We start from the raw sequence: 23,905 nt of genomic DNA, 5'->3' as shown, positions 1-23,905 counted from the left end.
GATGGGACTGAACCGACGGCATTTCCTGTCCGCCGGCGCCGCCGTGCTGGCGGCGCCGGGCCTGGCATTCGCGGGGGCTGGCGGCGAGCGGCGCTTCGTCTTCATCATCCAGCGCGGCGCGGCCGATGGCCTGGGTACCGTGATTCCCTATGCGGAGCCGGCCTATGCCGGACTGCGCGGCGCGCTGGCGATCGAACCCGAAGCGGCGCTCAGGCTCGATGCGATGTTCGCGCTGCATCCGGCCCTGTCCGTCATCGGGGAGCTGTACCGCGCCCGCCAGGCGAGCTTCTTTCATGCGGTGGCTTCCCCGTATCGCGACCGCTCCCACTTCGATGGCCAGAACGTGCTGGAGACCGGTGCCGCGGCGCCTTTCGCACTGAAGGACGGCTGGATGAACCGGCTGGCGGGCATGCTGCCCCGTGGTGCCCGTGGTGCCCGTGGTGTCCATAGTGCTCATGACGCGATCGCCTTTGCGCCGACGCTGCCGCTGGCGCTGCGCGGCGGCGTCGAGGTGGCTTCCTATGCGCCTTCCGCCCTGGCCCAGCCGAACGAGGACCTGCTGCTGCGTGCCGGGCAGCTGTATGCGCAGGATGCGCAGCTGCATGCGCTGTGGTCGGCGGCGCTCGACGCGCGCCGCATGGCCGACGGTGCCGGCGCAGGCGCAGGGGCAACCAAGCGCCAGAACCCGGCCGAACTCGGGCGCATGGCGGCCGGCTTCCTGGCCCGTCCCGACGGTCCGCGCATCGCCATGATCGAAACCAATGGCTGGGATACGCACAGCGGCCAGAACAACCGCCTGGCGGCCCAACTCGGCAACCTCGACCAGCTCGTCGGCGGCCTGCGCGAGGGCTTGGGGACGGGCTTGGACAAGGCCTGGGGCCAGACCGCGATCCTGGTCGCGACCGAGTTCGGCCGCACCGTGGCCGTGAACGGCACCGGCGGCACCGACCACGGTACCGGGGCGGCGGCCATGCTGATCGGCGGCGCGGTCGAGGGCGGGCGTGTCGTGGCGGACTGGCCCGGCCTGGCCCCGGCCAGCCTGCTCGACGGCCGCGACCTGCAACCGACGCTGGCGCTGGACACGCTCATCGCCCAGACCTGCGCCGAACTGTTCGGCCAGGACCCGGAGCGCACCGCGCGCACCTTGTTCCCGCATGGCGCGCGCGGCAAGCCGCTGCCACGGCTGCTGAAAAGCCCGGCCGCATAGCCTCTTCACGCCTCCGGCCGGATGTTTTGATTGGCGCGGAACAGGTTGTCGGGATCGTACTTCGCCTTGATCTGCCGCATCCGCTGGTAGTTCGGCCCGTAGGCGTCGGCAATCCGGTCGACTTCGTCTTCATTGAGGAAGTTGATGTAGACACCGCCGGCGGCATGGGGCGCGGCGGCCTGGAAGAAGGCCCGCGCCCAGGCCAGGCAGGCGGCATCCTGGGACGGCTCCTGCCAGCGCGTGTGCACGTTCATCGCCCACAGCGCCTGGCGGTGCGGATAGGCCGTCTCGTCCGGCGCATGGGTGTTGGCCGCGCCGCCGATCAGGCCGAGGAAGATCTCGCTGTCGGCGGACGGCAGCCTGCCGGCGTAGTCGGCCACGATGTCGAGGGCGGCGTCGCCGAGCGTATTGAAATTATGCGACTTCCAGTAGTTGCGCGCCGGCGGCACCAGCAGTGGGTCGAACACCTGCTGCCATGCGGTGTAGGGCACCGCGCCCACGTGTTCGCCCAGCGGCGTGCCGAAGGAGCGCACCGTATCGATGGCGCCCTGCACCTCCTCCTGCGCAGCAGGCGAGAAAAAGACCAGGGCCACGATGCCGGTGCCATGCACTTCTGTCGGCAGGAAGGGCAGTGGCGGCGCGCCGCGCAACACGCCCCACAGCGAGATATCGTCGCCAAGGGTTGCGACATAATCGCGGTAGTGGCGCAGCACCGTGCGCGCCTGCGCGAACGGGAACACGATCAGGCCCGCGGTCACCATCGGACCGACCTCGTGCAGCGCGAATTCGAAGCCGGTGACGACGCCGAAATTGCCGCCGCCCCCGCGGATGGCCCAGAACAGGTCGGGGTAGTTGCCGCTGTCGATATGCATGCGCTCGCCATCGGCGGTGACGATATCGGCCGCGACCAGGTTGTCGACCGCCATGCCGTACTTGCGCGTGAGCCAGCCGAAGCCGCCGCCAAGCGTGAGCCCGGCCACGCCGGTGGTCGAATTGATGCCCAGCGGCGTCGCCAGTCCATAGGCCTGCGCTTCGTGGTCGACGTCGCGCAGGAGGGCGCCGCCTTCGACCCAGGCACGCCGGACCCGGGGATCGATCCGCACCGAACGCATCATGGACAGGTCGATCACCAGGCCGTCGTCGACCAGCGCGCTGCCGGCGATGTTGTGGCCGCCGCCGCGCACCGCCAGCGCCAGGCCGTGCTCGCGTGCGAAGTTCACCGCCGTACGCACGTCGGCCGCGCCGGCACAGCGCACGATCATGCCGGGGCGCTTGTCGATCATCGCATTCCAGATCGTGCGCGCCTCGTCGTATCCGGGCTCGTCCGGCAGGAGCAGGCTGCCCCTGAGACTGGCCCGCAGCCCCGCAGCCTCGTCCACCACTTTGGTATCCATCGTGTGCCTCCGCGTTGGTTGGTTGACCAGACTTCAGGATAGAAAAACGCGGGCGGTATGCAAGCGAAGTGGGCCTCACCTCAGCGTCACCTGTCGGCGCTGCTTACCCGGCCACCGACCAATACGGCGTCGCCCTCGAGCGCCGTGCGGATGAGGCAATCGTTGCCGCGCGCGCGGCCCTGGCGCAGCAGCAGGCCATGGCCGAGCAGGGCGGCCAGCGCACCGGCCGCGACGCCGGTCGCACTGTCTTCGAGCAGGGGATCGAGGTGATTGAAGTTACGGCCTTCCACTTCATTCCCGCCAAGACGGCACCAGGCGTAGCAGCCGCTCACGCCATGCGCCTTGCCCCACGCCTGGATCACCGCCAGGTCGGGCCGCAAGCCGTGCAGGGTATGGGCGTTCGCCACTTCGATCAACAGCTTCGGACTGCCGACCGAGGCAATCCCCGGCGCGCTTGCCAGACGTAACCCCGGCGCCGCCAGCAGGCGCGCGGCCAATGCCCCGTCGACCGCTACCCGCGGTGCCGCCTGGCGCGCCAGCCGCACGAACACCGTCTGCGCATCGCGCGACAGGGCCAGGGGTTGTCCGTGCATCGCCGTCTTCACCGTGAGCGGCGCCGCGTGTTGCTCCCGCTCGAACAGCACCTGCGCCGCCGCCAGCGTCGCGTGCAGGCACAATGGACTGCGCATGTGCGGATAGACGAAGTCGAGGGTGGCGGTCACGCAGGGCTCGGTCGCTTCGTCGATGAAGACGCAGGTCAGTGCGTGTTCATGCGCCAGCCGGGCGCGCTGCGCCTGGTCGGCCGGACCGTCCTCGATCACCAGCGCGGGATTGCCGCCGCCGTCGCCGTTGCCGAAGCAGTTGAATTTTCTGATGTTCATATGCGCCCAAAAAGTTGCTGCCCAGTTCCGTGAAAACCGCTTGGGAGGATAGCTGATATACTCGACCCGTCCTGTCCAACCACGCTGCCATGCGACGAGTATTCGTCATCTTCCTGATCCTGCTGTTTCCCCTGAACGTCCTTGCGCTGTCGACCTCGGTCGCATCGCTACAGCACACCGCTGTCACGCATGAGGCCAGCGCTTTCACGAACAGCGTCGATCTGCAGACGCTGGGCGACCCCGATGCCGACGAACCCCCGGCCGGCTACGATTTCCACGATTCCATGAACGAAGAGGGCCGCCTGCAGGCCGCCGTGCTTCCTGGCCGTCTCGTCAGCCCGCCTTCCCCCGCGCGGCGCGGCCTCGCGCCTTTCCCGCCTATAAAGCCGCCTCCCGTGTAACTGCGGTCCTGCCGTTCATCCGGCAAGGCCGCCGTCCGCACACGCCTTCCCGCTGTAAGCACGTGCCGACCAGGCACTCCGTTCAGCCGGGAGCGACATTGTTTTTATATTAACGAGGTATCACATGGAATGGCTATTCGACCCGGCAATCTGGGCGGGTCTGCTCACACTCGTCGTCCTGGAAATTGTCCTGGGCATCGACAACCTGATTTTCATCGCCATCCTGGCCGACAAGCTGCCGCCGCACCAGCGCGACAAGGCGCGCCTGATCGGCCTGTCGCTGGCGATGCTGATGCGCTTGGGCCTGCTGACCATCGTGTCCTGGCTGGTCACGCTCACCGAACCTCTGTTTGCGCTGGGAAGCTTCAGCTTTTCCGGACGCGACCTGATCCTGCTCGGCGGCGGCGTGTTCCTGCTGTTCAAGGCCACCACCGAACTGCATGAACGCCTCGAAGGCGTGACGCATGCGCATACCAGCTCGAAGGCCTATGCCGCCTTTGGCGTCGTCGTCGCGCAGATCGTCGTGCTCGACGCCGTGTTCTCGCTCGACGCCGTCATCACCGCGGTCGGCATGGTCGACGAACTGGGCGTCATGATGGCGGCCGTGGTCATCTCGATCGGCGTCATGATCCTGGCCTCGAAGGCGCTGACGCGTTTCGTCAACGCGCATCCGACCGTGGTCGTGCTGTGCCTGAGCTTCCTGTTGATGATCGGCCTGTCGCTGGTGGCCGAGGGCCTGGGCTTCCATATTCCGAAAGGCTACCTGTACGCCGCCATCGGCTTTTCGATCGTGATCGAGGCGCTGAACCAGTTCGCGCGCCGTAACTCGATCCGGAACGAGGCGCGCCTGCCGCTGCGCGCGCGCACCGCCGACCGCGTGCTGCGCCTGATGGGCGGGCGCAACCGGGTCGACGCCGCGCATGCAGTGGAGGACGAAAAGACCGAGGAAGAAGCCGCCTTCGCCGCCGAGGAGCGCAACATGGTCAGCGGCGTGCTGACGCTGGCCGACCGTTCGATCCGCTCGGTGATGACGCCGCGTTCGGAAGTGTCCTGGGTCGACCTCGGCAACAGCGTCGAGGACATCCTGCGCCAGCTGCAGGACACGCCGCACGGCCTGATGCCGGTGTCCCGGGGCGAACTGGACAACATTGTCGGCATCGCCCGCACCAAGGACCTGATCGGCGCGCTGCTGCTGCACGGGCGCGTCCAGGAAACGGGCGCGGACAGCCCCCTGCGCGCGCCGACCTTCCTGCCCGACACCGCCGGCGTGCTCAAGGCGATGGATACGCTCAAGCGCTCGCACGGCCAGCTGGTGCTGGTAACCGACGAATACGGCAGCGTGCAAGGCCTGTTAAGTCCAGTCGACATCCTGGAAGCGATCGCCGGCGAGTTCCCGGACGAGGACGAGCAACTGGCGATCCAGGCGCGCGGTCCCGGCGCGTGGGAAGTCATCGGCACCGCCGACCTGCGCCAGCTCGAGCAGGTGCTGGACACCGATGGGCTGGTGGGCGATCATGCCGACTACACGTCGCTGGCCGGCTTCCTGCTGGCGCATTTCGAGCGCTTCCCCGAGGTCGGACAAAGTGTCGAGCTGAATGGCTTGCATTATGAAATCCTGGCGGTGGAAGAGCGCCGCATCGCCAGGGTGGCGATCCGCCGACTCGCCCCGGTCGAGATGGAAGAGGCGCATGCAGGAGTGGAGGGGACACGATGATGGAGCGGGCGGGTGGTCAGGCGTTATCCAGCATCCTGCAGGGGCTGGCCGAGGACGACGCGCGCGAGCGCATCGCGGTCGGCGACTTGCTGGCGGCGCTGTCCGACCGCGCGCTCGGCGCCTTGCTGTTCGTGTTCGCCTGCCCGAACGCGCTGCCGGCGCTGCCCGGCACTTCGGTGATCCTGGGCGCGCCGCTGGTGCTGCTGGCGGCGCAACTGGCCTTTAAACGCCAGCCGTGGCTGCCCGGCTTCATCGCCCGCCGTTCGATGGCGCGCGCCGACTTCCAGGCACTGATTGCCCGCATCTGCCCCTGGCTGCAACGCGCCGAACGCATGCTGCGCCCGCGCGCCAGCGCCCTGGCGCTGCCGCCGATGGAATACCTGGTGGGGCTGGTCTGCCTGCTGCTGGCGATCGTGGTGCTGCTGCCGATCCCGCTCGGGAACATGCTGCCGGCGCTGGCGATCAGCATGCTGGCGCTGGGCATCCTGGAGCGCGACGGCTACTGGGTCGTCGGCGGCCTGGCGGTGGCCGCGGCGTCGGCGGTGCTGGTGTCGGGCGTCGTGTTCGCCAGCGTGCAGGCGGTGCTGTTCATGGTGATGAAGTATCTAGCGTAGCGTCGCTTCCTCGATCGCCGTTTCCTTGCTCACCTCGGCGACCTGCGCGTCGTCCGCGGTCAGGCGCGTCGTTTTCCAGCTGCCGCGCGCGAACCAGGCCACCGAGATCAGCGCCACCGCCACGTTGGTGACCGGAAACGACCACCAGAGCCCGTCCGCGCCCAGGCTCGTGTGCTTGCCCAACACATAGGCGATGGGAAACTGGATCATCCACTGCGACACCATCGCGATGATCATCGCACCGAGCATGTTGCCGGACGCGCGGAAGGCCGACACGATGCACAGCTGGATGCCGATGCCGCCCCAGGCCAGGCACATGATGCGGATGAAATGGGCGCCGCCGGCGATCACCGCCGGATCGTCCGGAATGAAAAAGCGCACCAGCCAGGGCGCGCACAGCCAGGCGAAGCCGCCCAGCAGCGTGAGGATGACGAAGCTGACCACGGTGCCGAGCCAGGTGATGCGTTCGGCGCGCTCGACATTGCCGGCGCCGATGTTCTGGCCGACCAGCGTCGCCACCGCCATCGCCACGCCCATCACCGGGATGGTAATCACCTGCAGGATGTTGGAGCCGACGCCGTAGGTGGCGATCGCCAGCGTGCCGAAGCTCGCCACCAGGAAGGACATCACCATCAGGCCGAGCGCGCGCGTGGACAGTTCGACCGACCCCGGCAGGCCGAGGAAGAACGCGCGTTTCAAATAGGGCGCGTCCGGGATGAATCCTTTCCAGCTGAGCGCGATGCCATGGCGCCCGCGCAGGAAGATCATCATGCCCAGCCCGGCCGCCAGCGCCTGCGTGACCAAGGTGGCGTAGGCCGCGCCCATGACGCCCTGTGCCGGAATCGGCCCCCAGCCGAAGATGAACAGCGGGTCGAGAATGAAATTCAGCAGCACCGTGCCGGCGACGATCATCAGCGGGATCTTCGTCTGGCCGACGCCGCGCATCAGCGCCTGGAACATGGCGTACATGAACACGAAAATGATGCCGGCGAACGAGACGCGCAGGAAGCCGAGCGCGCCGGCATACACTTCCGGCGCCACGCCGAGCAGGCGCAGGAGTGTTGGCGCCAGCATGAAGCCGAGGGCGCCGAACAGCACCGATGTGATCACGACCATCAGCATGGTCTGCGCGGCGACGTGGTTTACCATGTCCTGGCGCCCGGCGCCGACGTATTGCGCCGTCATGGTGGCGCCGGCCATGGCCAGGCCCGAGCCGAGCGCAATGACCAGGAAGGTGACGGGAAAGCTGACCGAAATCGCCGCCACCGCCGCCGCGCCCAGGCGGCCGACCCAGAAGGCGTCGGTCAGCTGGTAGCCGGTTTGCAGCAGGTTGGCCAGGATGATGGGGATGGCGAGCGTGGTCAGTGCGCGCGGGATGGAGCCTTCGAGGAACAGAGTTTTGCGGTCGGATGCCATGCGTGTCGTGGTCATGTAGGGATATTGTCTGTTCGTCATGCTAAGCCATCCGCATGAAACAGGCTGTTCGGCAGGGGCGTGCCAACGTTCCTATCCGCACGGAAATCAATTGCCAAGTTGATCTCGTCGGTTATACTGTGTTTTTGTACAGTAGTTTGTGAACTCACAATCTTCATTCGCCGATGCCGTCACCGCCGCCCTTGCTGCCGACGCAGGATTTGCCCGCTCATTTGCCTGATTATGCTGAGCTGTTCTGCCTGTCGAATTTCTCCTTCCTGCAAGGCGCATCGCACGCCGAGGAACTGGTGGAGCGGGCAGTGCGGCTGGGCTATTCGGCGCTGGCGCTGACCGACGAATGTTCGCTGGCTGGTGTGGTGCGCGCCCATGCCGAAGCCAAGAAGGCGGCGCTGCCCTTCATCGTCGGCGCCCATTTTCATTTACGCCATCCGGGCGGCGACCCCGCACTGTCGCTGATCCTGCTGGCACAGAACCGCAATGGCTATGGCAACCTGTCCGAGTTCATCACGCTGGGCCGCACGCGGGCCGAGAAGGGCACCTATTTCCTCACGCCGGACGACATCGCCAACCCGCCGCCGGAGTTCGCGCACCTGCAGGGCATGCCCGACTGCCTGGCGATCCTGCTTCCCGCGTATCCCGGCCACGAACCGAAAGACGTCGACCGCCTGCACGAGCAGGCCAAGTGGGTAGCGACCCAATTTCCGGGACGCGCCTGGCTCGGCCTGGTGCTGCTGCACCGCGCCTTCGACGAAGCGCACCAGGCGACGGTCGAGGAAGTCGGCTGGCAGCACCGTTTGCCCATCGTCGCCCTCGGCCACGTGGTGATGCACGTGCGTTCGCGCAAACCGCTGCAGGACACGCTCACCGCCACGCGCCTGAACAAGCCGGTGGACGAATGCGGCTACGGCCTGGCGCAGAACGCCGAACAGCACCTGCGCGCGCGCCTGCGCCTGGCGAACATCTATTCGCGCGCGGCGCTGAACGAGACACTCCGTATCGCTTCGCTGTGCACCTTCTCGCTCGACGAGCTGCGCTACGAATACCCGAACGAAGTCGTCCCCAAGGGGCACACGGCATCGAGCTTCCTGCGCGCCGAGACCTACATCGGCGCGCACCGGCGTTTTAAAGAAGGGATCCCGGCCAAGGTGCAGGCGCAGGTCGAGCACGAACTGGGCCTCATCGCCGAGATGGGCTACGAACACTACTTCCTCACGGTCTACGACATCGTCCACTTCGCGCGCGCGAACAACATCCTGTGCCAGGGCCGCGGTTCGGCCGCCAATTCGGCGGTGTGCTATTGCCTCGGCATCACCGAGGTGGATCCGGCGCGCGCCAATCTGCTGTTCGAACGGTTTATTTCAAAGGAGCGCAACGAGCCGCCCGACATCGACGTCGACTTCGAGCACCAGCGCCGCGAAGAGGTGATCCAGTACATCTACAACAAGTACGGCCGCACCCGCGCCGCGCTGGCGGCGGTCGTCATCAGCTACCGCCCGAAAAGCGCGTTGCGCGACAGCGGGCGCGCGCTCGGCGTCGATCTCGGCATCATCGAAAAGGTGTGTAAAAGCCACCGCTGGTTCGACAGCAAGGCCGACCTGCTCAATCGCCTGGCCGAGAGTGGCCTCGACCCGGAAGCGCCGCTGTCGCGCCAGTGGGCGATCCTGGCCACGCAATTGCTGAACTTCCCGCGCCACCTGTCGCAGCATCCGGGCGGCTTCGTCATCGCCCGGGGCAAGCTGTCGCGCCTGGTGCCGATCGAGAACGCGGCGATGGCCGATCGCAGCGTCATCCAGTGGGACAAGAACGACCTCGAGGAACTCGGCCTGATGAAGGTCGACGTGCTGGCGCTGGGCATGCTGTCGATGCTGCGGCGTGCCCTGGAGCTGGTCAGCCTGCGCCACGGCAGTCTCTTCGAAATGCAGGACATCCCGCCCGACGACAAGGCGACCTACGACATGATCTGCGCGGCCGACACGGTGGGCGTCTTCCAGATCGAGTCGCGCGCGCAAATGAGCATGCTGCCGCGGATGAAGCCGCGCGTGTTCTACGACCTCGTGATCGAGGTGGCGGTGGTGCGGCCGGGGCCGATCCAGGGCGGCATGGTGCATCCGTACCTGCGCCGCCGGCAGGGACTGGAACCGGTGCGCTACCCGAGCGAGGAGATGCGCGCCGCGCTCGGGCGCACGCTGGGCGTGCCGATCTTCCAGGAGCAGGTGATGCAGGTGGCGATCCTCGGCGCCGGTTTTACGCCGGGCGAAGCGGACCAGCTGCGCCGTGCGATGGCGGCCTGGAAGCGAAAGGGCGGCCTCGAACAGTATTACGACCGCATCGTGCGCGGCATGCTCGAACGCGGTTATGAACTGGAGTTTGCCGAAGCGATCTTCAGCCAGATCCAGGGCTTCGGCGAATATGGCTTCCCCGAATCGCACGCGGCCAGTTTTGCCTTGCTGGCCTATGCCAGTTCCTGGCTGAAGTGCCACGAGCCGGCGGCGTTTTTATGCGCACTGCTCAACAGCCAACCCATGGGCTTCTATTCTCCCTCGCAACTGGTACAGGACGCCCAGCGCCACGGCATCGAAGTGCGGCCGGTCGACATCGCGATCAGCGGCTGGGAGTCCACGTTGGAAGAGCTGCACGATCTCACGCGCCAGCCGGCGGTGCGTCTGGGGCTATCGCTCCAGCGCAGCATGAGCCGCGAGGCGGCGGCGCGCATCGAGGACGCGCGCGCAATCCGTCCCTTCGACAACGTGGCTGACCTGGCGCGCAGGGCAGGACTCGACCGCGCCGACCTGCAGGTGCTGGCCGGCGCCAACGCCCTGCGCTCGCTGGCCGGGCACCGCCGCGAAGCGCTTTGGCAGGCGGTCGGCGGCGTGCCCGACAAAGACCTGCTGCGCCCGACCACAGTCGACGAGGAGATGCCGGTGCTGGCCGCACCCTCGGAAGGCGACGAGATCGTCGGCGACTACCGCGCCCAGGGCCTCACCCTGGGCCGCCACCCGCTGGCGCTGCTGCGCAAGCAGCTGCTGGCGCAGCGCTTCATGCCCTCGTCCGTCCTGAACGACTACGCCGACGGCCAGCTCGCGCGCGGCTGCGGCCTGGTCACCGTGCGCCAGCGCCCCGGCACCGCCAAGGGCGTGCTGTTCCTGACGCTGGAAGACGAGACCGGCAACGTCAACGTGATCGTCTGGCCCGACCTGGTCGAGCACCAGCGCCGCGAAGTATTGGGCGCGAATTTGCTCGGCGTGTATGGGATCTGGCAGAGCCAGGGGCTTGTAAAGCATCTGGTGGCGAAGCGGCTGGTGGATTTGTCGCATTTGCTGGGGAGGTTGACGACGGGGAGCAGGGATTTTTGTTGAGGTACTTGCCTGCGATGGAAAGGGCATCCGGCTTGATGAAACTGTCGTGCTTTTTTGTCTGAAAAGTTCAGCTTGTTCTGCTGGTAACAGAACCGTACACTAAGTCTTTAATGTGGCTGTGATCGTCCAGAGGCAGACATTGAATATTGTGGTCTTTCCTGAGATGTCGTGGGCGGGTATTCTTTATGAGTGAAACAGACCGGCTTGAACAAGAGTGGATCAGGTTCTTGATTTGCGAAGCGGAGCGCGACCTCGTTTTCCTCTGGCATATCGCTGCCGCGAAGTTCAATGGACCGGCTTACCCAAGCGAAGTGCTTCCCTTGGTAATCGCGCGCGTTACGACTGCACTTATCAGGTCAGGATGCACGGTTGGCTTTGGTGATCCGGATGGCAAGACATGGCAAACAGATGCGGATCTACTGTACGCAGAAAACCCTGGGACGATGATTGCAGCAAGGTGGCTCGCTGATCCGAAGGATGTTGAGTTTATGGTGTTTGCACGGCGGCGAAGCAGTTGAGACGAGAGGTACAGGTAAAGATCTGCAACGGCCGTTGGCGGACGCTACGATAGGCCTGCTTTTAGCCAGAAGCGGACGTCCAAGTCTCTAAGCAGGTTTCGGGCAATGCCTACTGCTTTAGGGTATTTTTCCAAGTCTTATACCGATGACGACCTACAATCACGAAAATTGGTACGAAGCTGAGCGTTTGCATCGAGCTGCGAGCGATGGTGACATTCAAGAGACCGAGCGCCTTATCCTGTCTGGATACGACGTTAACCTGTTCGATGACATGGGTTACGCGCCATTGCATTACGCTGTTGAAGGCAAGCAGATTGAAGCAATAGGGGTGCTACTTCGACACGGTGCGCTCGTCAATGCAAACGACGACGCAACGATTGGTGAGACGCCATTGGCGCTTGCTGTTCAGGGCGAACACCTTGGGATAGTAAACCTTCTGCTTGAGGCCGGTGCCGACCCAGATATTACTGGCTGGATGGGCTTAACAGCACGGCTTCGTGCGGGCCGTCGAACTGATGTTGTGGGACGGGAAATATATATGGTTTTGGCAAAGTGCCCATCGAAATCTTGATATGACGCCGGCCTCACTGGAAGGTCTGCTTCGTGTAAGCGGAGTTTGCAATCGATCAGCAATCGGCCAGGAGAGAACTAACAAACCGAAGGAATCCAGGTGGACTAATCGACGGAATGCCAAATTTTTTGGCCCGCGAGAACATCTTACCGGCTCGGCCCAACAAAAAAAATTGAACTGAAAACGAATGCGTGATCCTCAGATAGACGACTCCATGAACAACTTCACTTCACGCCGCAGGATGCTCGCGGCCCTGGCAGCAGTTCCCGTGTATTACCTCTCCGGTTGCGCGCATTCCTCGGCAGCCGCAACGGACGCAGGTTTCGCAGCACTCGAAAAAGACCTGGGCGGTCGCCTGGGCGTCTCGGCACTCGATACCGGTAGCGGCCGCAGCATCGGCTACCGCGAGCATGAGCGCTTCGCCATGTGCAGCACCTTCAAGGCGATCGCCGCTGCTGCGATCCTTGCACGCGATGTCGAAGCGCCAGGGCTGCTGCAGAAGCGCATCCGTTATTCCAAGGACGACCTGGTCACGTATTCTACGGTCACTGAACAGCACCTGCAGGATGGTATGACGCTGGAACAGCTCTGCGCCGCGACCGTCATTCATAGCGATAACAGCGCCGGCAACCTGATCCTGCGCGAGCTCGGCGGTCCCGAAGGGCTGACACGGTTTGTCCGCAAGATCGGCGACACCCAGTTCCGGCTCGACCGCTGGGAAACCGAACTCAATACGGCCTACGCCGGCGATCCGCGCGACACGACCACGCCCGCAGCGATGACTGCCACGCTGAATGTCCTCCTGCTCGGCGCAGCACTGCCCGCGCATGAGCGCGCCCAGCTGACCCAGTGGATGCGCGACTGCGCCACCGGTGCGACGCGTATCCGTGCAGGCGTGCCGGCCGACTGGAAAGTGGCCGATAAAACCGGAACAGGCGGTTACGGCAGCGCGAACGACATCGGCGTGATCTGGCCCACCGGCCGTGCGCCGATCGTGCTGTCGGTGTATACGGTGCAGTATGCACAGGACAGCAAGGCGCGCAACGACATTGTCGCTGCCGCGACGCGCTTGGTCGCGGGCTTACTGGTCACCTGATACCGCAACAAAATGCTGATATAGGCGCAGGAAGCCAATATTGAAACCCAGCGGACTATGAACGATAAATGGTTGTATGAAAACAGAGATTCCCTATTGGCAAACTCTGTTGAATTTATAGCGAAGCCCTGCATCTGATCTGCACATCATGTCGGCAAACGGACAATTTTAGTAGAAACTCCGCTTTGCCAACCCCGCGCTCAAACGAATCCGATAATGACTTCATAGGGTTCGCTATTGCGTACCAAGTGAGCAGTAGTGTTGTTTTAATAGCAGCCACTTCACTTCTTCTTGTCGATCTCTGCCGGAATGTGCGAAGCTTTCATAGAGTCATTTATATCTTTTTGCCAAATTTTGCGCTTGTTATGATAGGCACTTGCTGCGCAAGCCCTATGCGTAGTTTTCGATGTGCACGTGAAGAGTTCTACTTACATGTCCGGAGGCGACCTTGTGCGAATCAGAGGATGAGCGGCGCGTTACCATCAATGGATTTTGCCTGACTGTTGCAGAACTTGTGAAAAAGGATCTGGTCGCTATCTACAATGCCATTTGGCAAAATATGCAGCGCGAAAACGATTTGATTAACAATCGGATTATGTGGGCGATCGTTATTTCCGCAGCCTTTATTACTGCACAGGCATTCATCGCTGGTAGCATCATATCCGGCATGGGGGACAGTTCGAGCTGCACGCTGTCGAGTACGCCTTCAGGCAATGTCTGCATGTTAGTGGATTCAGGAGCGCACCAGGATAATCTTGCCCGTCGCAAGGAATCGAATGATGTCTTCATCATGCAATGCATGGCCTGCACGCTGATGACTGTGTTGTCCATCGCTGCAGCTTATGCCAGCCTACGCTGCCAGGCTGCGGTGAAGGCGGCAATCCATCAGTTATCGTATTTGAAATATTATTATTACCGTACACTCATCGACGACAAGAATCTCTTTGAATCCTATCTTTACTTGCCACGGCCGTTCGGGGATTCGCTGGCCCACAAATCCGGCAACTCGGCAGCGACGATATTATGTCCCATTCTTTTGGTCATCTGGAGCATTCTCGCAGTTTCCCAGTTTGTAGCAGCCATCATTTTCTTGGCGAGCGCTGTCGGTCAAAGCTGATAATCAGACTTTACAAAAATAATGTAATCCGATAGCAGCATTTGGAAAGCATGGAAAGTGCTCCTTTTAAAGCACTTCCCTTTGCTTTCTTGCCACTATCGAGCGAAAAGCGTCCTGGTATCGCAGCAGCCAGGACAGGCATGATGCTGGGGGTTTTCAGTACCTTGTTTTCCTGATTATTTCTGCTGACGGTTCATCGATTTCTGTCAATGGCAGAATGGGGGCAGTCCGCTCCTGTTGGGCGGAGTCGCTTCCGGGCTCGGCCATTTCTTGAATGGCGGAGTCATTCACGGACTTTGCTCATTCTTTAGTGGCGCTATCTTCTCCTTCAGGTATGTCATGTTCCGCGCGCTGGGCGTCCGCCCGGCATTCATCGCTTCCGCTACTGCGCACGCGATACAGAACGCCACGCTCATTTTCCTGATTGCGCCACTTTTTCCCGAGCTGCCCTGAGCTGCCTGCGAGACAAGTCGGGAATTTTTCCCATCCCCGAACCCATGCATTTGCCGTAACCTTCATTGACAATAACAAATCGTCAATGGAGACAGAACATGCACTCGCCAGTCTTGCCTGATCCACGCAACCTCCCACCAACAAAACCCACCGCCACCTGCGTCTCCCTGCTGGGCCTGGCCTGCGCCGGCGCCGCACTGGCAGCCCAGGCGCAGGCGCAAACGCAAACCGATCCCCCCATGCCGGTCGTCGAGGTCATCGGCACCACGCCGCTCCCCGGCATCGGCATCGACCGGAACCTGCTTCCCTATCCGGTGCAGACCGCCGGCGAGCGCGAGCGCAAGGGCGCGCGGGCGGGGAACCTGAGCGAGTACATGGCGCAGAACCTGACCGGCGTGAACGTCAACGAGGTGCAGGGCAGTCCGTTCCAGAACGACCTGACCTTCCGCGGCTATCGGGCCTCGCCGCTGCTGGGCGCGCCGCAGGGCATCTCCGTGTTTCTCGACGGCGTGCGCATCAACGAGGGCTTCGGCGACGTCATCAACTGGGACATGCTGCCGGAAGCGGCGATCGCCAGCGTGACGCTGGTGCCGGGCGCGAACCCGACTTATGGCCTGAATTCGCTGGGCGGGGCGCTGGCGTTCCGCACCAAGTCGGGCCGCACCGACCCCGGCTTCGAGGCCGACGTCTCGCTGGGCAGTTTTGGTCGCAAGCGCATCGATCTCGGCTACGGGGCGCAGTTCGAGGATGGCTGGCATGCCTTCGTCGCCGGCACCCGCTTTATCGAAGACGGCTGGCGCGACTATTCGAACGGCCGGCTCGGCAACGTCTTCGCCAAGTTCGGCCGCAGCAGCGGGCGCGACAATTGGGACCTGTCGCTGCTGCACGGTTCCAGCACCCTGGTCGGCAACGGCTTGCTGCCGGACGAACTGTACGAGGACGATCGCCGTACCGTCTATACGCACCCAGACCGCAGCCGCAACCGGGTCCATCAACTTGCCTTCAATGCCGAGCACTGGCTCGACAGCAGCACCGTCGTCGCCGCGCTGGTCTATGGCCGCAACAGCCGGCGCAGTACCGTGAATGGCGACATCAATCCCGCTTACGAATCCTATGCCGAAGCCTGCGAGGGCGGGTTCGACGCCGGCGGCGCACCGGTCGAGGACGACGAGTGCGTCGACAATGATGGCAATCCGCTGACCCGCGCCGCCGCGCTCGGCATGGCGCCGGGTGTGCTGAACCAGACCCACACCCGCCAGCGTTCGTACGGGTTCGGGTTGAACCTGGCGCGCGACGTCGGCATCCACAAGTTCAGTGTCGGCGCCTCGGCCGAGCGCAGCAGGGTGCGCTACGAGCAGACCACCGAGGATGCCGGCTTCGACGACAGCCGCGGCGCCGTCGCCTTCCCGGGCGCCGAGCCTGAACTGGACGCGGCGGTGCGTGGCCACGCCTGGAACGCGGCGCTGTATGCCTCCAATACCATGTCCCTGTCCGGCGCCACCCACCTGACGGCTTCGGCCCGCTACAACGTCGCCAAGGTGACGAATACGCTGACCAACGAGAATGGCGTGCAGCCGACCGAGTCCTTCCGCTACACCAAACTCAATCCCGCGCTCGGCATTACCCACCAGATCGGGAGCGGCTGGACCCTGTTCGCCAACCTGGCCCAGAACACGCGCGTGCCGACCGTGATCGAACTTGGCTGCGCCGACCCCGAGCAACCGTGCGCGCTGCCCACCGGCCTGCAGGCCGATCCCTTCCTGGAGCAGGTGACCTCGCGCACGATCGAAGCGGGTGCACGCCTGGATGACAACGGCAGGGGCAGGGTATCGGTCTCCGTCTACCAGAGCGTCAACCGCGACGACATCCTGTTCCTGCGCGCCGGCGCCACGCAACTGGGTTACTTCGATAATTTCGAACGCACCCGCCACCGCGGTGTCGACCTGTCGGCACAGCGCAACCTCGGCCCGTTTGCGGCCCGCCTCGGCTACAGTTACCTGGACGCGACCTACGACGCCGACGGCAGCCTGTTCGCCGGCGAGCGTACCGTGCAGGTGCGGCCCGGCACCCGCATCGCGGGCCTGCCGCGCCACACGTTGAAGCTGGGACTGGACTGGCGGCCGTCGGCGCAGTGGATGTTCGGCGCCGACCTGGTCGCCGTCTCCAGCCTGGTCACGCAAGGTAACGAAGACGGTTTATTGGAAGACCCCGAGGACGACGAGCCGCTCGCCACGGGCGACGCCGGCATCGCTGGCCACGCCGTGCTGGCCCTGCGCGCCAGCTACAAGCCGACGCGGCAGCTGGAATTCTATGCGCGCATCAACAACGCCCTGGACCGGCGCTACGAAACCTATGGCGTGCTGGCCGAGAACATGTTCCCGGACGGCCAGCTGGTGCAGCCGGCGCTCGGCACCGGGGAGGCAGAGGATGCCCGCTTCGTCGCGCCGGGCGCGCCGCGTTCGTTCAGCATCGGCATGAACTACAAGTTCTAGTTCGACGCGATGATCCCGCGGCGCAGCGCCAGGTGCACCAGCGCCGCGGAGGTCGACACGTTCAGCTTGGCCTTGACCCGCGTCTGGATGTTGGCGGCGGTCTTCTGGCTGATGTTGAGCAGCTGTGCGCAGTCGGCGGCGGAGCGGCCTTCGGCCAGCAGGCGGAACACCTCGAATTCGCGCGGGCTGAGCGAGTCGAGGCAGCGGCTTTCGTCGTCGCTTCCCGCCTGCAGCAGGTGGCGCGACAGGTTGGCGCTCAGGAAGCGCTGGCCGCCATGCGCCGCCCGCACCGCGGCCACCATGTCGTCGGGCGCAGCCTGCTTGCTGACGAAACCGCAGGCGCCGGCATCGAAGGTGCGCCGCACCAGGTGCGCCGAGTCGTACATGCTGAAGACGACCACCCGGGCATGGTCGTCGCGCGCGCGAATGCGGTGCAGCAGTTCAAGCCCGCCCGTGCCGGGCAGCGAGAGGTCGGTGACGCAGACGTCGACCGGCTGCCGCACGAAATCGAGGTAGGCCTGCTCGGCACTGCCAGCTTCGGCGATGGCAATGTCGCCGGCCTGCTCGAGCAGGCGGCGGTAGCCTGAGCGCACCACCGGGTGATCGTCGACCAGCAGCACCTGGATCGTACTCATGCAGCCCCCGCGAGCGGCAGCAGCGCCTCGATGCGCACGCCCTGGCCCGCTCCGGCGCCGATCTGCAAGCGGCCCTGCAGGCTGGCCACGCGCTCGCGCATCCCGGTCAGGCCAAAGCCGGCCTGGAGTTCGCCACCGGCGGCCATGCCGCGGCCATCGTCCTCGATACGCAGCTTCAGCTGGCCCCCGCAATCGCTGCGGCGCAGTTCGATCCTGACCTGGCTCGCCTGCGCATGGCGCGCCACATTGGTCAGGCTTTCCTGCACCAGCCGGAACAGGGTAATGCTGACCAGGTCGTCGAGGTCGTCGGGAACGCACGAGGGGAAAAACGCGCAGCCGATACCGGTCTGCTCTTCCCAGAGTTCGCACAATTCCTGCAGGGCAGGCACCAGGCCGAGGCTGTCGAGCGTCATCGGGCGCAGGCGGCGCAGCATCGTTTTTACAATCCCGTACAGCGCTTCCGAGGTCGCGGCGATGCGCTGCGCGCTGGCCGTGACGCCGGCGCTGTCGCCTGGCCGAGCATGCAGGATATAGGTGGCGTCGGCGCGGATCGCGGTACAGTTCTGGCCGAGTTCATCGTGCAGTTCGCGCGCCAGCGTGCGCCGCTCGTTTTCCTGCATCACGATCAGCTGGCGCGCCAGGTCGCGGTTACTCACCAGCAGGGTCACGACCTGCTGCTGCGCCGCCATCCGCTCGTGCATCTCTTGCCGCGCTTGTCCCGTCCTGCGCCAGCAAAACCACAGCAGGCCGGCCAGCAGCACGACCAGCGTCCCCGGCAATTCATCGACCTGCCAGGATTCGTGGCGCACTTCCCACGCGGCGATGCGCTCGGATAATTCGAATCGGGTAGCGCAGAGGAAGGCAAGCATCGTCAGGAGGGCGACGATACCCAGGTCGGCGGCGACGCCGCGCCACCAGGCCGGGCGGCTCGGGGCGGTGTGAACAGGATCTTGAGCCATCGATATGGGCGATATCAGGGAGTGGCGATCGGACTGCGTTCATCTGGCATGCCGGTAACGCGGCGGCATAACAGAAAGAAATATCCTCCTGTGCTGGCAAGTCTGTCAACTTTTTTTGATGAGTGCCATTCCTGCCATTCAAGGCCTATACTTCAGACTCACTGTCATCCAGGAGGTTGCCATGAAAGCGATTTACCCTGCGATTCACCCTGTATTTGCAGCACTGACCACTGCACTGGTGTTCTCGAGCGGCGCCGCGCTGGCGCAATCGGGCTTCAAGAAGGCGAACGGCGCGCTGGCCGACGCCGCCGGGATGACGGTCTACACCTTCGACAAGGACACCGCCGGCTCGGGCAAGAGCGCCTGCAACGAAGGCTGCGCCAAGATGTGGCCGCCGGTGCCCGTTACCGAGGAACGCGTCGCCGCGCCGTATTCGACCGTGACGCGCGACGACGGCACAAAGCAGCTGGCCTACAAGGGCAAGCCCCTGTACCTGTTCGCCAACGATACCAAGCCGGGCGAGCGCAAGGGGGACAAGATGAAGGATGTGTGGCACGTGGTGGCGGATTGAGGGCGGGTTGTTGATGTTGTAGGGTGGGCGGCTATACCTTGGCGCGTGATTGCCTGCTGCCTGGATGCTGCCCACGCGTTCAACCACACGCTGAAACGTCGCGACGCATCACCGGCTGGTTGAACGCGTGGGCGGCGCGTATGCCGCTGGCCCGCAACCTGAAGAGGTATAGCCGCCCACCCTACGGGTCTGAGCATTTTTTCTGGAAAAATCCGGCTTAAACTGAGGCTCGCTCAGCGCAGCCACGCCTTGAGCACGTCCGCACTCTGCTCCATGCCGAACTGTAGGCGCCCGTGCGCGTGCGCCGTACATTGTTCGAGCGTGCCATTGCCCTGGTTGGCCGCTTGCGCCGCGATCGCCTTGCTGGCGATGCCGAAGGCGACAATGGCCTGGTCCCAGGCCAGGCCCGATGCCAGCGCTTCCTCGACCACGTTTGCCGCCAGTGCGCCCAGTTTGTCGACCAGCGCGTCGTCCCGTCCAAGCTTCAGCATTTTCAGGCTCCTTCCAATCAAGCGAAGACAACAACCGGCATGGCGCGGTTGGTCATCCTTTGAACGTTCACGCATTGATGCTGGCATGGTACGACATGCAGGTAGCAAGGTCTGCACGCCTGCAAAAACGTGGTTACGGGACCTGCTCAGGGGCTAAGAAACCTGATTGCGAACTCGGCAGTGTCGAGTTCCTGTTGCACTTTTGCGATCCCTGCCTCTCCATTCCGAATGTCCAACTGATTTTTTTCTAGTCCGGCGATGGTACCGGCGAGATGCCAGGTTCTGAGTATGCGAGGTAGAAGCGCCTTCAGAATGGTTTCTCCGTCGAGACATGCCACATAGGTATCCAGCATCAAGCGAGATAACGCCGACAACTCGGCAGGTGAAGCCGATTGAATTTTATTTATCAAGTGTGTGAAAGACCGGTTTGCAGAAGCGAATATGCCGACAGTCTTTTTCAACCCATCAAGAAAGACCGCATCGTCGTTTGACATCTCGAATTTCATGGCATGACGCTCAGCTTCCAGAAGCGCTTCCTGGCTACGCTCCATCATTACAATAATTTCCTGCTTGTAACCTGTGGCATCTTTTGCTAGTGTGTACCGATCAAACATCGTTACATTACGATAGTCCGAGAAGTAATTTTGAGTAATTTCCAGCACATTTTCCAGTTCGATAACGTTATCGAGTGCTTGAACGTGACGATACAATTGTGTCTTGCCTATTATGTTTTTGTCTTTATCAAAAGGGAACGACACCTCTTTAAACGTCTCTTCCTGATATTTTGGACGTTCTCCGAGCAGGAAAAAATACAACTTGGGAAATTTTTTGTGATGGGCTTTCTCATCGAATGTCTTGATACTTGACTTTATCTTTGTCGACGACAAATCGGACGTTACTTGAATTGCCATATCGCCGCCGGACATGTCGAAAGAGTCAGCATTCGCGACAAACAGATTGGAACTGGTAAATTTTATTTTCCAAATAATCCCAGCAATTTCGCGTGCCCAGCTTTCGAGGCCAACGGCTTCGTCCGTCAAATTTAATTTATTCGCAGACTCGACGTTCATATATTTCGCGTCGACCAGGCTGATGAATTCTTTAAGGAGGTCGTTATTTTTTGTCATGGTAGAAGAGAATTGTCATTGGAATGCGTCGTAGATAAAGAATTGACCCATCCGCAGTGTATCGACAAAATTTATCGCACATCATCATGAACAACCTGCGTATCTTGATCGCGATACCGAACACCTAATTGTCAAGCCCTAGCCACTTGCGGTAGGACCCATAGGGAGTGAAGCTGCCCAGGCGCGCCGGGTCCGGAAAAGCTGCGTCGCAGCCCTTCGACGGCGAAATGGCAGTGATCCGCTCAAGGCGAGTTCCGGCAATGGCGCTCGCCGAACAAGTCGTTAAGAAAACCCCGATATCCGCCATCGAGTTTCGCCAGGGCCGTGCACCGGAACGGCGGCTGCTGGATATCCCCGAACAGGTACAAAGTCGCCGTGACGGCGAAAAACTCTTTTGGATTTTCAAGGAAATGCGCGGACCGGAAGCGCGCCGGGAAAAGGTCCGTACCCTGGACGCGCTGGAATTCCTGGCGGATTTCGGGACGGTCCAGTCCCAGGGTCGTGAAGTGGTATGCGTGAAGCAGTTCATGCAGCAGGATCGGTTTATCCGCCGAAAACACGATGGGACGGATATACACGGCGCCGGTCCCGTTACGGACCGCGAAGATGCCCGGATTGCCGGTCAGCTCGGGGTCGACCACGATCGCCGTTTTTTTCATCGATGCGAGGATGGCCGGCGGAAGGCCGACCGATTCCACGATACGCAATTGTTCCTCGAGCGAGGCCATGGCGTCGGCGGACAGGGTGTGCTTCCCCTGGTCGAGCTGGAATCCGCCGCGCGTGGTGTCGGCGAGGGCAGGGCTGTTCCCTATGGCGATTGCAGCGAACAGTGCGCACAGACAGCGCTGGATCATCATCAACTTTCATTGGCTGGTCACCCCGCGATCTTAGATCCCTGTTTGCGCTTGTGCAATAAATTCCTGCAGGCGAAAAAAAACCGCCGTGAAGGCGGTTTTTGACGGGATTGAGGAGCAATCAGAAGGTTTCCCATTCGTCGGCATCGACGCGTGCCGGCGACTTGAGCGGCGCCGTCCTGGAGACGCGCAGGGCCGGGGCAGGGCGGGCGATGGCGCGCACCGGGGCTGCCGGCGTGGCCGGGGTGGCACGGACGGCAGGGGCCGGCAGGGCCGGGCCGGCCAGCTTGAACACGCCCACGACCTGCGCCAGCGTTGCCGCCTGGTCCTGCATCGAGGCGGCCGCGGCGGCGGCTTCCTCGACCAGGGCGGCGTTCTGCTGGGTGACCTGGTCCATCTGGCCGATGGCCTGGTTCACCTGCTCGATGCCGCCGGTCTGTTCGGTGCTGGCGTGGGTGATCTCGGCCATGATGTCGGTGACGCGGCGAATCGACGACACCACCTGCTCCATCGTGGCGCCGGCCTGGTCGACCAGCTTGGCGCCGACGTCGACCTTGTCGACCGAGTCGCCGATCAGGACCTTGATTTCCTTGGCCGCCGCGGCCGAGCGCTGGGCCAGGTTGCGCACTTCGGAAGCGACGACCGCAAAGCCGCGGCCCTGTTCGCCGGCACGGGCCGCCTCCACCGCGGCGTTCAGCGCCAGGATGTTGGTCTGGAAGGCGATACCGTCGATGACGCCGATGATGTCGACGATCTTGCGCGAGGACTCGTTGATCGACCCCATGGTCGTGATGACCTGGCCGACCACCGCGCCGCCTTGCGCCGCCACTTCGGACGCGGCGATCGAGAGCTGGTTGGCCTGGCGCGCGTTGTCGGCGTTCTGGCGCACGGTGGTGGTCAGTTCTTCCATCGAGGCGGCGGTTTCTTCCAGCGCGCCGGCCTGCTGTTCGGTGCGGCTCGACAGGTCGAGGTTGCCGGCCGAGATTTCGGCCGAGGCGGTGGCGATGGTGTCGGTGCCGCTGCGGACCTGGGTCACGATCTTGACCAGGCTGTCGTTCATGTGGCGCAGGGCGCGCAGCAGGGCGCCGGTTTCGTCTTTCGAGGTGGCGTTGATGTCGCGCGTCAGGTCGCCGCCGGCCACGGTCTCGGCCAGTTCGAGCGCATCCTGGATTGGACGGGTAATGCCTTTGGTGAGCAGCCACGACAGGATCGCGCCGAGCAGGACGGCGGCGGCGGTCAGCAGGGCGATGATGGTCGTGCTGCGCGCGGCGCTGGCGTCGATGGCCTTGGCGGTCGCGTCGATGCTGGTGCGCTGCATGACGACCAGTTCCTGCAGCAGGTCCTGGTACAGCTTGGCGGCCGGAGTGAACTTCTCGTCGAGCAGGCGCGCCGCTTCGGCTTCGTTGCCGTCGGCCTTGGCCTTGACGGCGCCGTCGCGCGAGGCGCTGTAGTGCTTGCGCTGCTCGAGGATCTTCGCGAACAGGGCCTTTTCGGCGTCGCCCGCGATCAGCGGCTCAATCCCCTTGAGCAGTTCGGCGGCCTTTTTTACCGAAGCGGCCGCGTCTTCCTTGAAGTAGGGGCCGAGCGCCGGATCGGTGCTCTTGACGATGGCGGCGGTGCGGCGGATCGATGCGAAGTTCAGGCTGTACCAGTCGGTGATCAGGCGTTCCTTGGACAGCGGCGCGGCCATCATGGTGCGGGTGGCGTCGGCCACTTCGCTGAGGCGCCAGATACCGGCGCAAGCGATCAGCACGGTCATGGCCAGGATCAGCGCGAAGCCGAGTCCGAGGCGCTTGCCGATCTTGATATTCGAGATGAAGCCCATTACAGCATTCCTTGTGATTGTTGGAGTTGGGTAGCGGCCGTGCGGTACGGGCAGCCGAAGCGCCCTGGATGGGCGCATTCGAGGTAGCGGATTCTACGGGCGATGTGGCTATTGGCGCCAGAAAAAAGTGACGTATGGAAATTTTTACGACACTTTTGCTGACAGCTTTATCACAGTCATACCGGGTTGATTGTT

General features: G+C 63.4%; 20 protein-coding genes. 11 read left to right on the top strand and 9 right to left on the bottom strand.

Translation table 11 applies throughout. The features are described 5' to 3' along the window. Position 1: 1 nt before the first annotated feature. Positions 2–1,207: a DUF1501 domain-containing protein gene (locus IFT60_RS07280; protein WP_192051102.1), complete on the top strand. Its 1,206-nt coding sequence runs from the start codon at positions 2–4 to the stop codon at positions 1,205–1,207. A 5-nt stretch (positions 1,208–1,212) separates the two neighbouring features. Here IFT60_RS07280 and IFT60_RS07275 read toward each other — a convergent pair whose 3' ends face one another. Next, entirely contained in the window at positions 1,213–2,601 is a 1,389-nt protein-coding gene (locus IFT60_RS07275) for an FAD-binding oxidoreductase (RefSeq protein WP_192051099.1), read from the bottom strand. Between the two features lie 86 nt (positions 2,602–2,687). Next, positions 2,688–3,482: a PhzF family phenazine biosynthesis protein gene (locus tag IFT60_RS07270; protein ID WP_192051097.1), complete on the bottom strand. Its 795-nt coding sequence runs from the start codon at positions 3,480–3,482 to the stop codon at positions 2,688–2,690. Positions 3,483–3,571: 89 nt separating this feature from the next. Between IFT60_RS07270 and IFT60_RS07265 the strand changes: the two genes are divergently transcribed. From IFT60_RS07265 to IFT60_RS07255, 3 genes are all read left to right on the top strand, one after another. After that, entirely contained in the window at positions 3,572–3,883 is a 312-nt protein-coding gene (locus IFT60_RS07265) for a hypothetical protein (protein ID WP_192051095.1), read from the top strand. 124 nt (positions 3,884–4,007) lie between these two features. Further along, the gene (locus tag IFT60_RS07260; RefSeq protein WP_192051093.1) at positions 4,008–5,597 is read left to right on the top strand and encodes a TerC family protein; all 1,590 of its coding nucleotides are present in this window, start codon (positions 4,008–4,010) and stop codon (positions 5,595–5,597) included. Beyond that, a complete protein-coding gene (locus IFT60_RS07255) occupies positions 5,594–6,211 on the top strand; it encodes an exopolysaccharide biosynthesis protein (RefSeq protein ID WP_192051074.1) in 618 nt (205 codons plus the stop codon). The genes IFT60_RS07260 and IFT60_RS07255 overlap by 4 nt, the downstream gene beginning before the upstream one ends. Here the strand turns inward: IFT60_RS07255 and IFT60_RS07250 are convergent. Continuing rightward, the gene (locus tag IFT60_RS07250; RefSeq protein WP_197986241.1) at positions 6,203–7,666 is read right to left on the bottom strand and encodes an MATE family efflux transporter; all 1,464 of its coding nucleotides are present in this window, start codon (positions 7,664–7,666) and stop codon (positions 6,203–6,205) included. The two genes, IFT60_RS07255 and IFT60_RS07250, sit on opposite strands and share 9 nt — an antisense overlap. A gap of 143 nt (positions 7,667–7,809) precedes the next feature. On the opposite strand from IFT60_RS07250, the gene IFT60_RS07245 reads away from it, so the two are divergent. The 6 genes from IFT60_RS07245 to IFT60_RS07220 all read left to right on the top strand — a co-directional run bounded on the left by IFT60_RS07245 (position 7,810) and on the right by IFT60_RS07220 (position 17,248). Beyond that, positions 7,810–11,001 (top strand): error-prone DNA polymerase, encoded by a 3,192-nt coding sequence (locus tag IFT60_RS07245; RefSeq protein ID WP_192051072.1) that lies wholly within the window; start codon positions 7,810–7,812, stop codon positions 10,999–11,001. 185 nt (positions 11,002–11,186) lie between these two features. Further along, entirely contained in the window at positions 11,187–11,519 is a 333-nt protein-coding gene (locus IFT60_RS07240; protein ID WP_192051069.1) for a hypothetical protein, read from the top strand. Positions 11,520–11,664: 145 nt separating this feature from the next. After that, positions 11,665–12,090, top strand: a complete 426-nt coding sequence (locus tag IFT60_RS07235) for an ankyrin repeat domain-containing protein (protein ID WP_192051067.1) — start codon at positions 11,665–11,667, stop codon at positions 12,088–12,090. Between the two features lie 214 nt (positions 12,091–12,304). Continuing rightward, entirely contained in the window at positions 12,305–13,186 is an 882-nt protein-coding gene (gene bla, locus IFT60_RS07230) for a class A beta-lactamase (protein WP_192051150.1), read from the top strand. 448 nt (positions 13,187–13,634) lie between these two features. Beyond that, positions 13,635–14,303, top strand: coding sequence for a hypothetical protein (locus tag IFT60_RS07225; RefSeq protein WP_192087975.1), 669 nt, complete (start codon positions 13,635–13,637; stop codon positions 14,301–14,303). Positions 14,304–14,854: 551 nt separating this feature from the next. Beyond that, a complete protein-coding gene (locus tag IFT60_RS07220) occupies positions 14,855–17,248 on the top strand; it encodes a TonB-dependent receptor (RefSeq protein WP_192051062.1) in 2,394 nt (797 codons plus the stop codon). Here IFT60_RS07220 and IFT60_RS07215 read toward each other — a convergent pair. Next, positions 17,245–17,883 (bottom strand): response regulator, encoded by a 639-nt coding sequence (locus IFT60_RS07215; protein WP_192051059.1) that lies wholly within the window; start codon positions 17,881–17,883, stop codon positions 17,245–17,247. The genes IFT60_RS07220 and IFT60_RS07215 overlap by 4 nt on opposite strands. After that, complete coding sequence (locus IFT60_RS07210; protein WP_192051057.1) at positions 17,880–18,842, bottom strand: ATP-binding protein; 963 nt, start codon at positions 18,840–18,842, stop codon at positions 17,880–17,882. The genes IFT60_RS07215 and IFT60_RS07210 overlap by 4 nt, the downstream gene beginning before the upstream one ends. A gap of 181 nt (positions 18,843–19,023) precedes the next feature. Between IFT60_RS07210 and IFT60_RS07205 the strand changes: the two genes are divergently transcribed. Beyond that, positions 19,024–19,413 (top strand): COG4315 family predicted lipoprotein, encoded by a 390-nt coding sequence (locus IFT60_RS07205; RefSeq protein ID WP_192051055.1) that lies wholly within the window; start codon positions 19,024–19,026, stop codon positions 19,411–19,413. 233 nt (positions 19,414–19,646) lie between these two features. On the opposite strand, the gene IFT60_RS07200 is transcribed toward IFT60_RS07205, so the two are convergent. The 4 genes from IFT60_RS07200 to IFT60_RS07185 form a co-directional block, all read right to left on the bottom strand. Continuing rightward, a complete protein-coding gene (locus IFT60_RS07200) occupies positions 19,647–19,904 on the bottom strand; it encodes a hypothetical protein (protein WP_192051053.1) in 258 nt (85 codons plus the stop codon). A gap of 146 nt (positions 19,905–20,050) precedes the next feature. Further along, a complete protein-coding gene (locus IFT60_RS07195; protein ID WP_192051050.1) occupies positions 20,051–21,031 on the bottom strand; it encodes an SMEK domain-containing protein in 981 nt (326 codons plus the stop codon). Between the two features lie 242 nt (positions 21,032–21,273). Further along, complete coding sequence (locus IFT60_RS07190; RefSeq protein ID WP_192051048.1) at positions 21,274–21,888, bottom strand: hypothetical protein; 615 nt, start codon at positions 21,886–21,888, stop codon at positions 21,274–21,276. A 118-nt stretch (positions 21,889–22,006) separates the two neighbouring features. After that, positions 22,007–23,710, bottom strand: coding sequence for a methyl-accepting chemotaxis protein (locus IFT60_RS07185; RefSeq protein WP_192051046.1), 1,704 nt, complete (start codon positions 23,708–23,710; stop codon positions 22,007–22,009). Positions 23,711–23,905 lie beyond the last annotated feature (195 nt).

This window comes from Massilia sp. CFBP 13721 (assembly GCF_014842025.1).
Taxonomy (GTDB): domain Bacteria; phylum Pseudomonadota; class Gammaproteobacteria; order Burkholderiales; family Burkholderiaceae_D; genus Telluria.
This window is presented reverse-complemented; position numbering and strand designations above follow the sequence as displayed.

Excerpts from the sequence above, each read along its gene's own strand:
- IFT60_RS07280 (WP_192051102.1), top strand. The coding sequence starts at position 2 with ATGGGACTGAACCGACGGCATTTCCTGTCCGCCGGCGCCGCCGTGCTG.
- IFT60_RS07275 (WP_192051099.1), bottom strand. The coding sequence starts at position 2,601 with ATGGATACCAAAGTGGTGGACGAGGCTGCGGGGCTGCGGGCCAGTCTC.
- IFT60_RS07270 (WP_192051097.1), bottom strand. The coding sequence starts at position 3,482 with ATGAACATCAGAAAATTCAACTGCTTCGGCAACGGCGACGGCGGCGGC.
- IFT60_RS07265 (WP_192051095.1), top strand. The coding sequence starts at position 3,572 with ATGCGACGAGTATTCGTCATCTTCCTGATCCTGCTGTTTCCCCTGAAC.
- IFT60_RS07260 (WP_192051093.1), top strand. The coding sequence starts at position 4,008 with ATGGAATGGCTATTCGACCCGGCAATCTGGGCGGGTCTGCTCACACTC.
- IFT60_RS07255 (WP_192051074.1), top strand. The coding sequence starts at position 5,594 with ATGATGGAGCGGGCGGGTGGTCAGGCGTTATCCAGCATCCTGCAGGGG.
- IFT60_RS07250 (WP_197986241.1), bottom strand. The coding sequence starts at position 7,666 with ATGACGAACAGACAATATCCCTACATGACCACGACACGCATGGCATCC.
- IFT60_RS07245 (WP_192051072.1), top strand. The coding sequence starts at position 7,810 with ATGCCGTCACCGCCGCCCTTGCTGCCGACGCAGGATTTGCCCGCTCAT.
- IFT60_RS07240 (WP_192051069.1), top strand. The coding sequence starts at position 11,187 with ATGAGTGAAACAGACCGGCTTGAACAAGAGTGGATCAGGTTCTTGATT.
- IFT60_RS07235 (WP_192051067.1), top strand. The coding sequence starts at position 11,665 with ATGACGACCTACAATCACGAAAATTGGTACGAAGCTGAGCGTTTGCAT.
- bla (WP_192051150.1), top strand. The coding sequence starts at position 12,305 with ATGAACAACTTCACTTCACGCCGCAGGATGCTCGCGGCCCTGGCAGCA.
- IFT60_RS07220 (WP_192051062.1), top strand. The coding sequence starts at position 14,855 with ATGCACTCGCCAGTCTTGCCTGATCCACGCAACCTCCCACCAACAAAA.
- IFT60_RS07215 (WP_192051059.1), bottom strand. The coding sequence starts at position 17,883 with ATGAGTACGATCCAGGTGCTGCTGGTCGACGATCACCCGGTGGTGCGC.
- IFT60_RS07210 (WP_192051057.1), bottom strand. The coding sequence starts at position 18,842 with ATGGCTCAAGATCCTGTTCACACCGCCCCGAGCCGCCCGGCCTGGTGG.
- IFT60_RS07205 (WP_192051055.1), top strand. The coding sequence starts at position 19,024 with ATGAAAGCGATTTACCCTGCGATTCACCCTGTATTTGCAGCACTGACC.
- IFT60_RS07200 (WP_192051053.1), bottom strand. The coding sequence starts at position 19,904 with ATGCTGAAGCTTGGACGGGACGACGCGCTGGTCGACAAACTGGGCGCA.
- IFT60_RS07195 (WP_192051050.1), bottom strand. The coding sequence starts at position 21,031 with ATGACAAAAAATAACGACCTCCTTAAAGAATTCATCAGCCTGGTCGAC.
- IFT60_RS07190 (WP_192051048.1), bottom strand. The coding sequence starts at position 21,888 with ATGATGATCCAGCGCTGTCTGTGCGCACTGTTCGCTGCAATCGCCATA.
- IFT60_RS07185 (WP_192051046.1), bottom strand. The coding sequence starts at position 23,710 with ATGGGCTTCATCTCGAATATCAAGATCGGCAAGCGCCTCGGACTCGGC.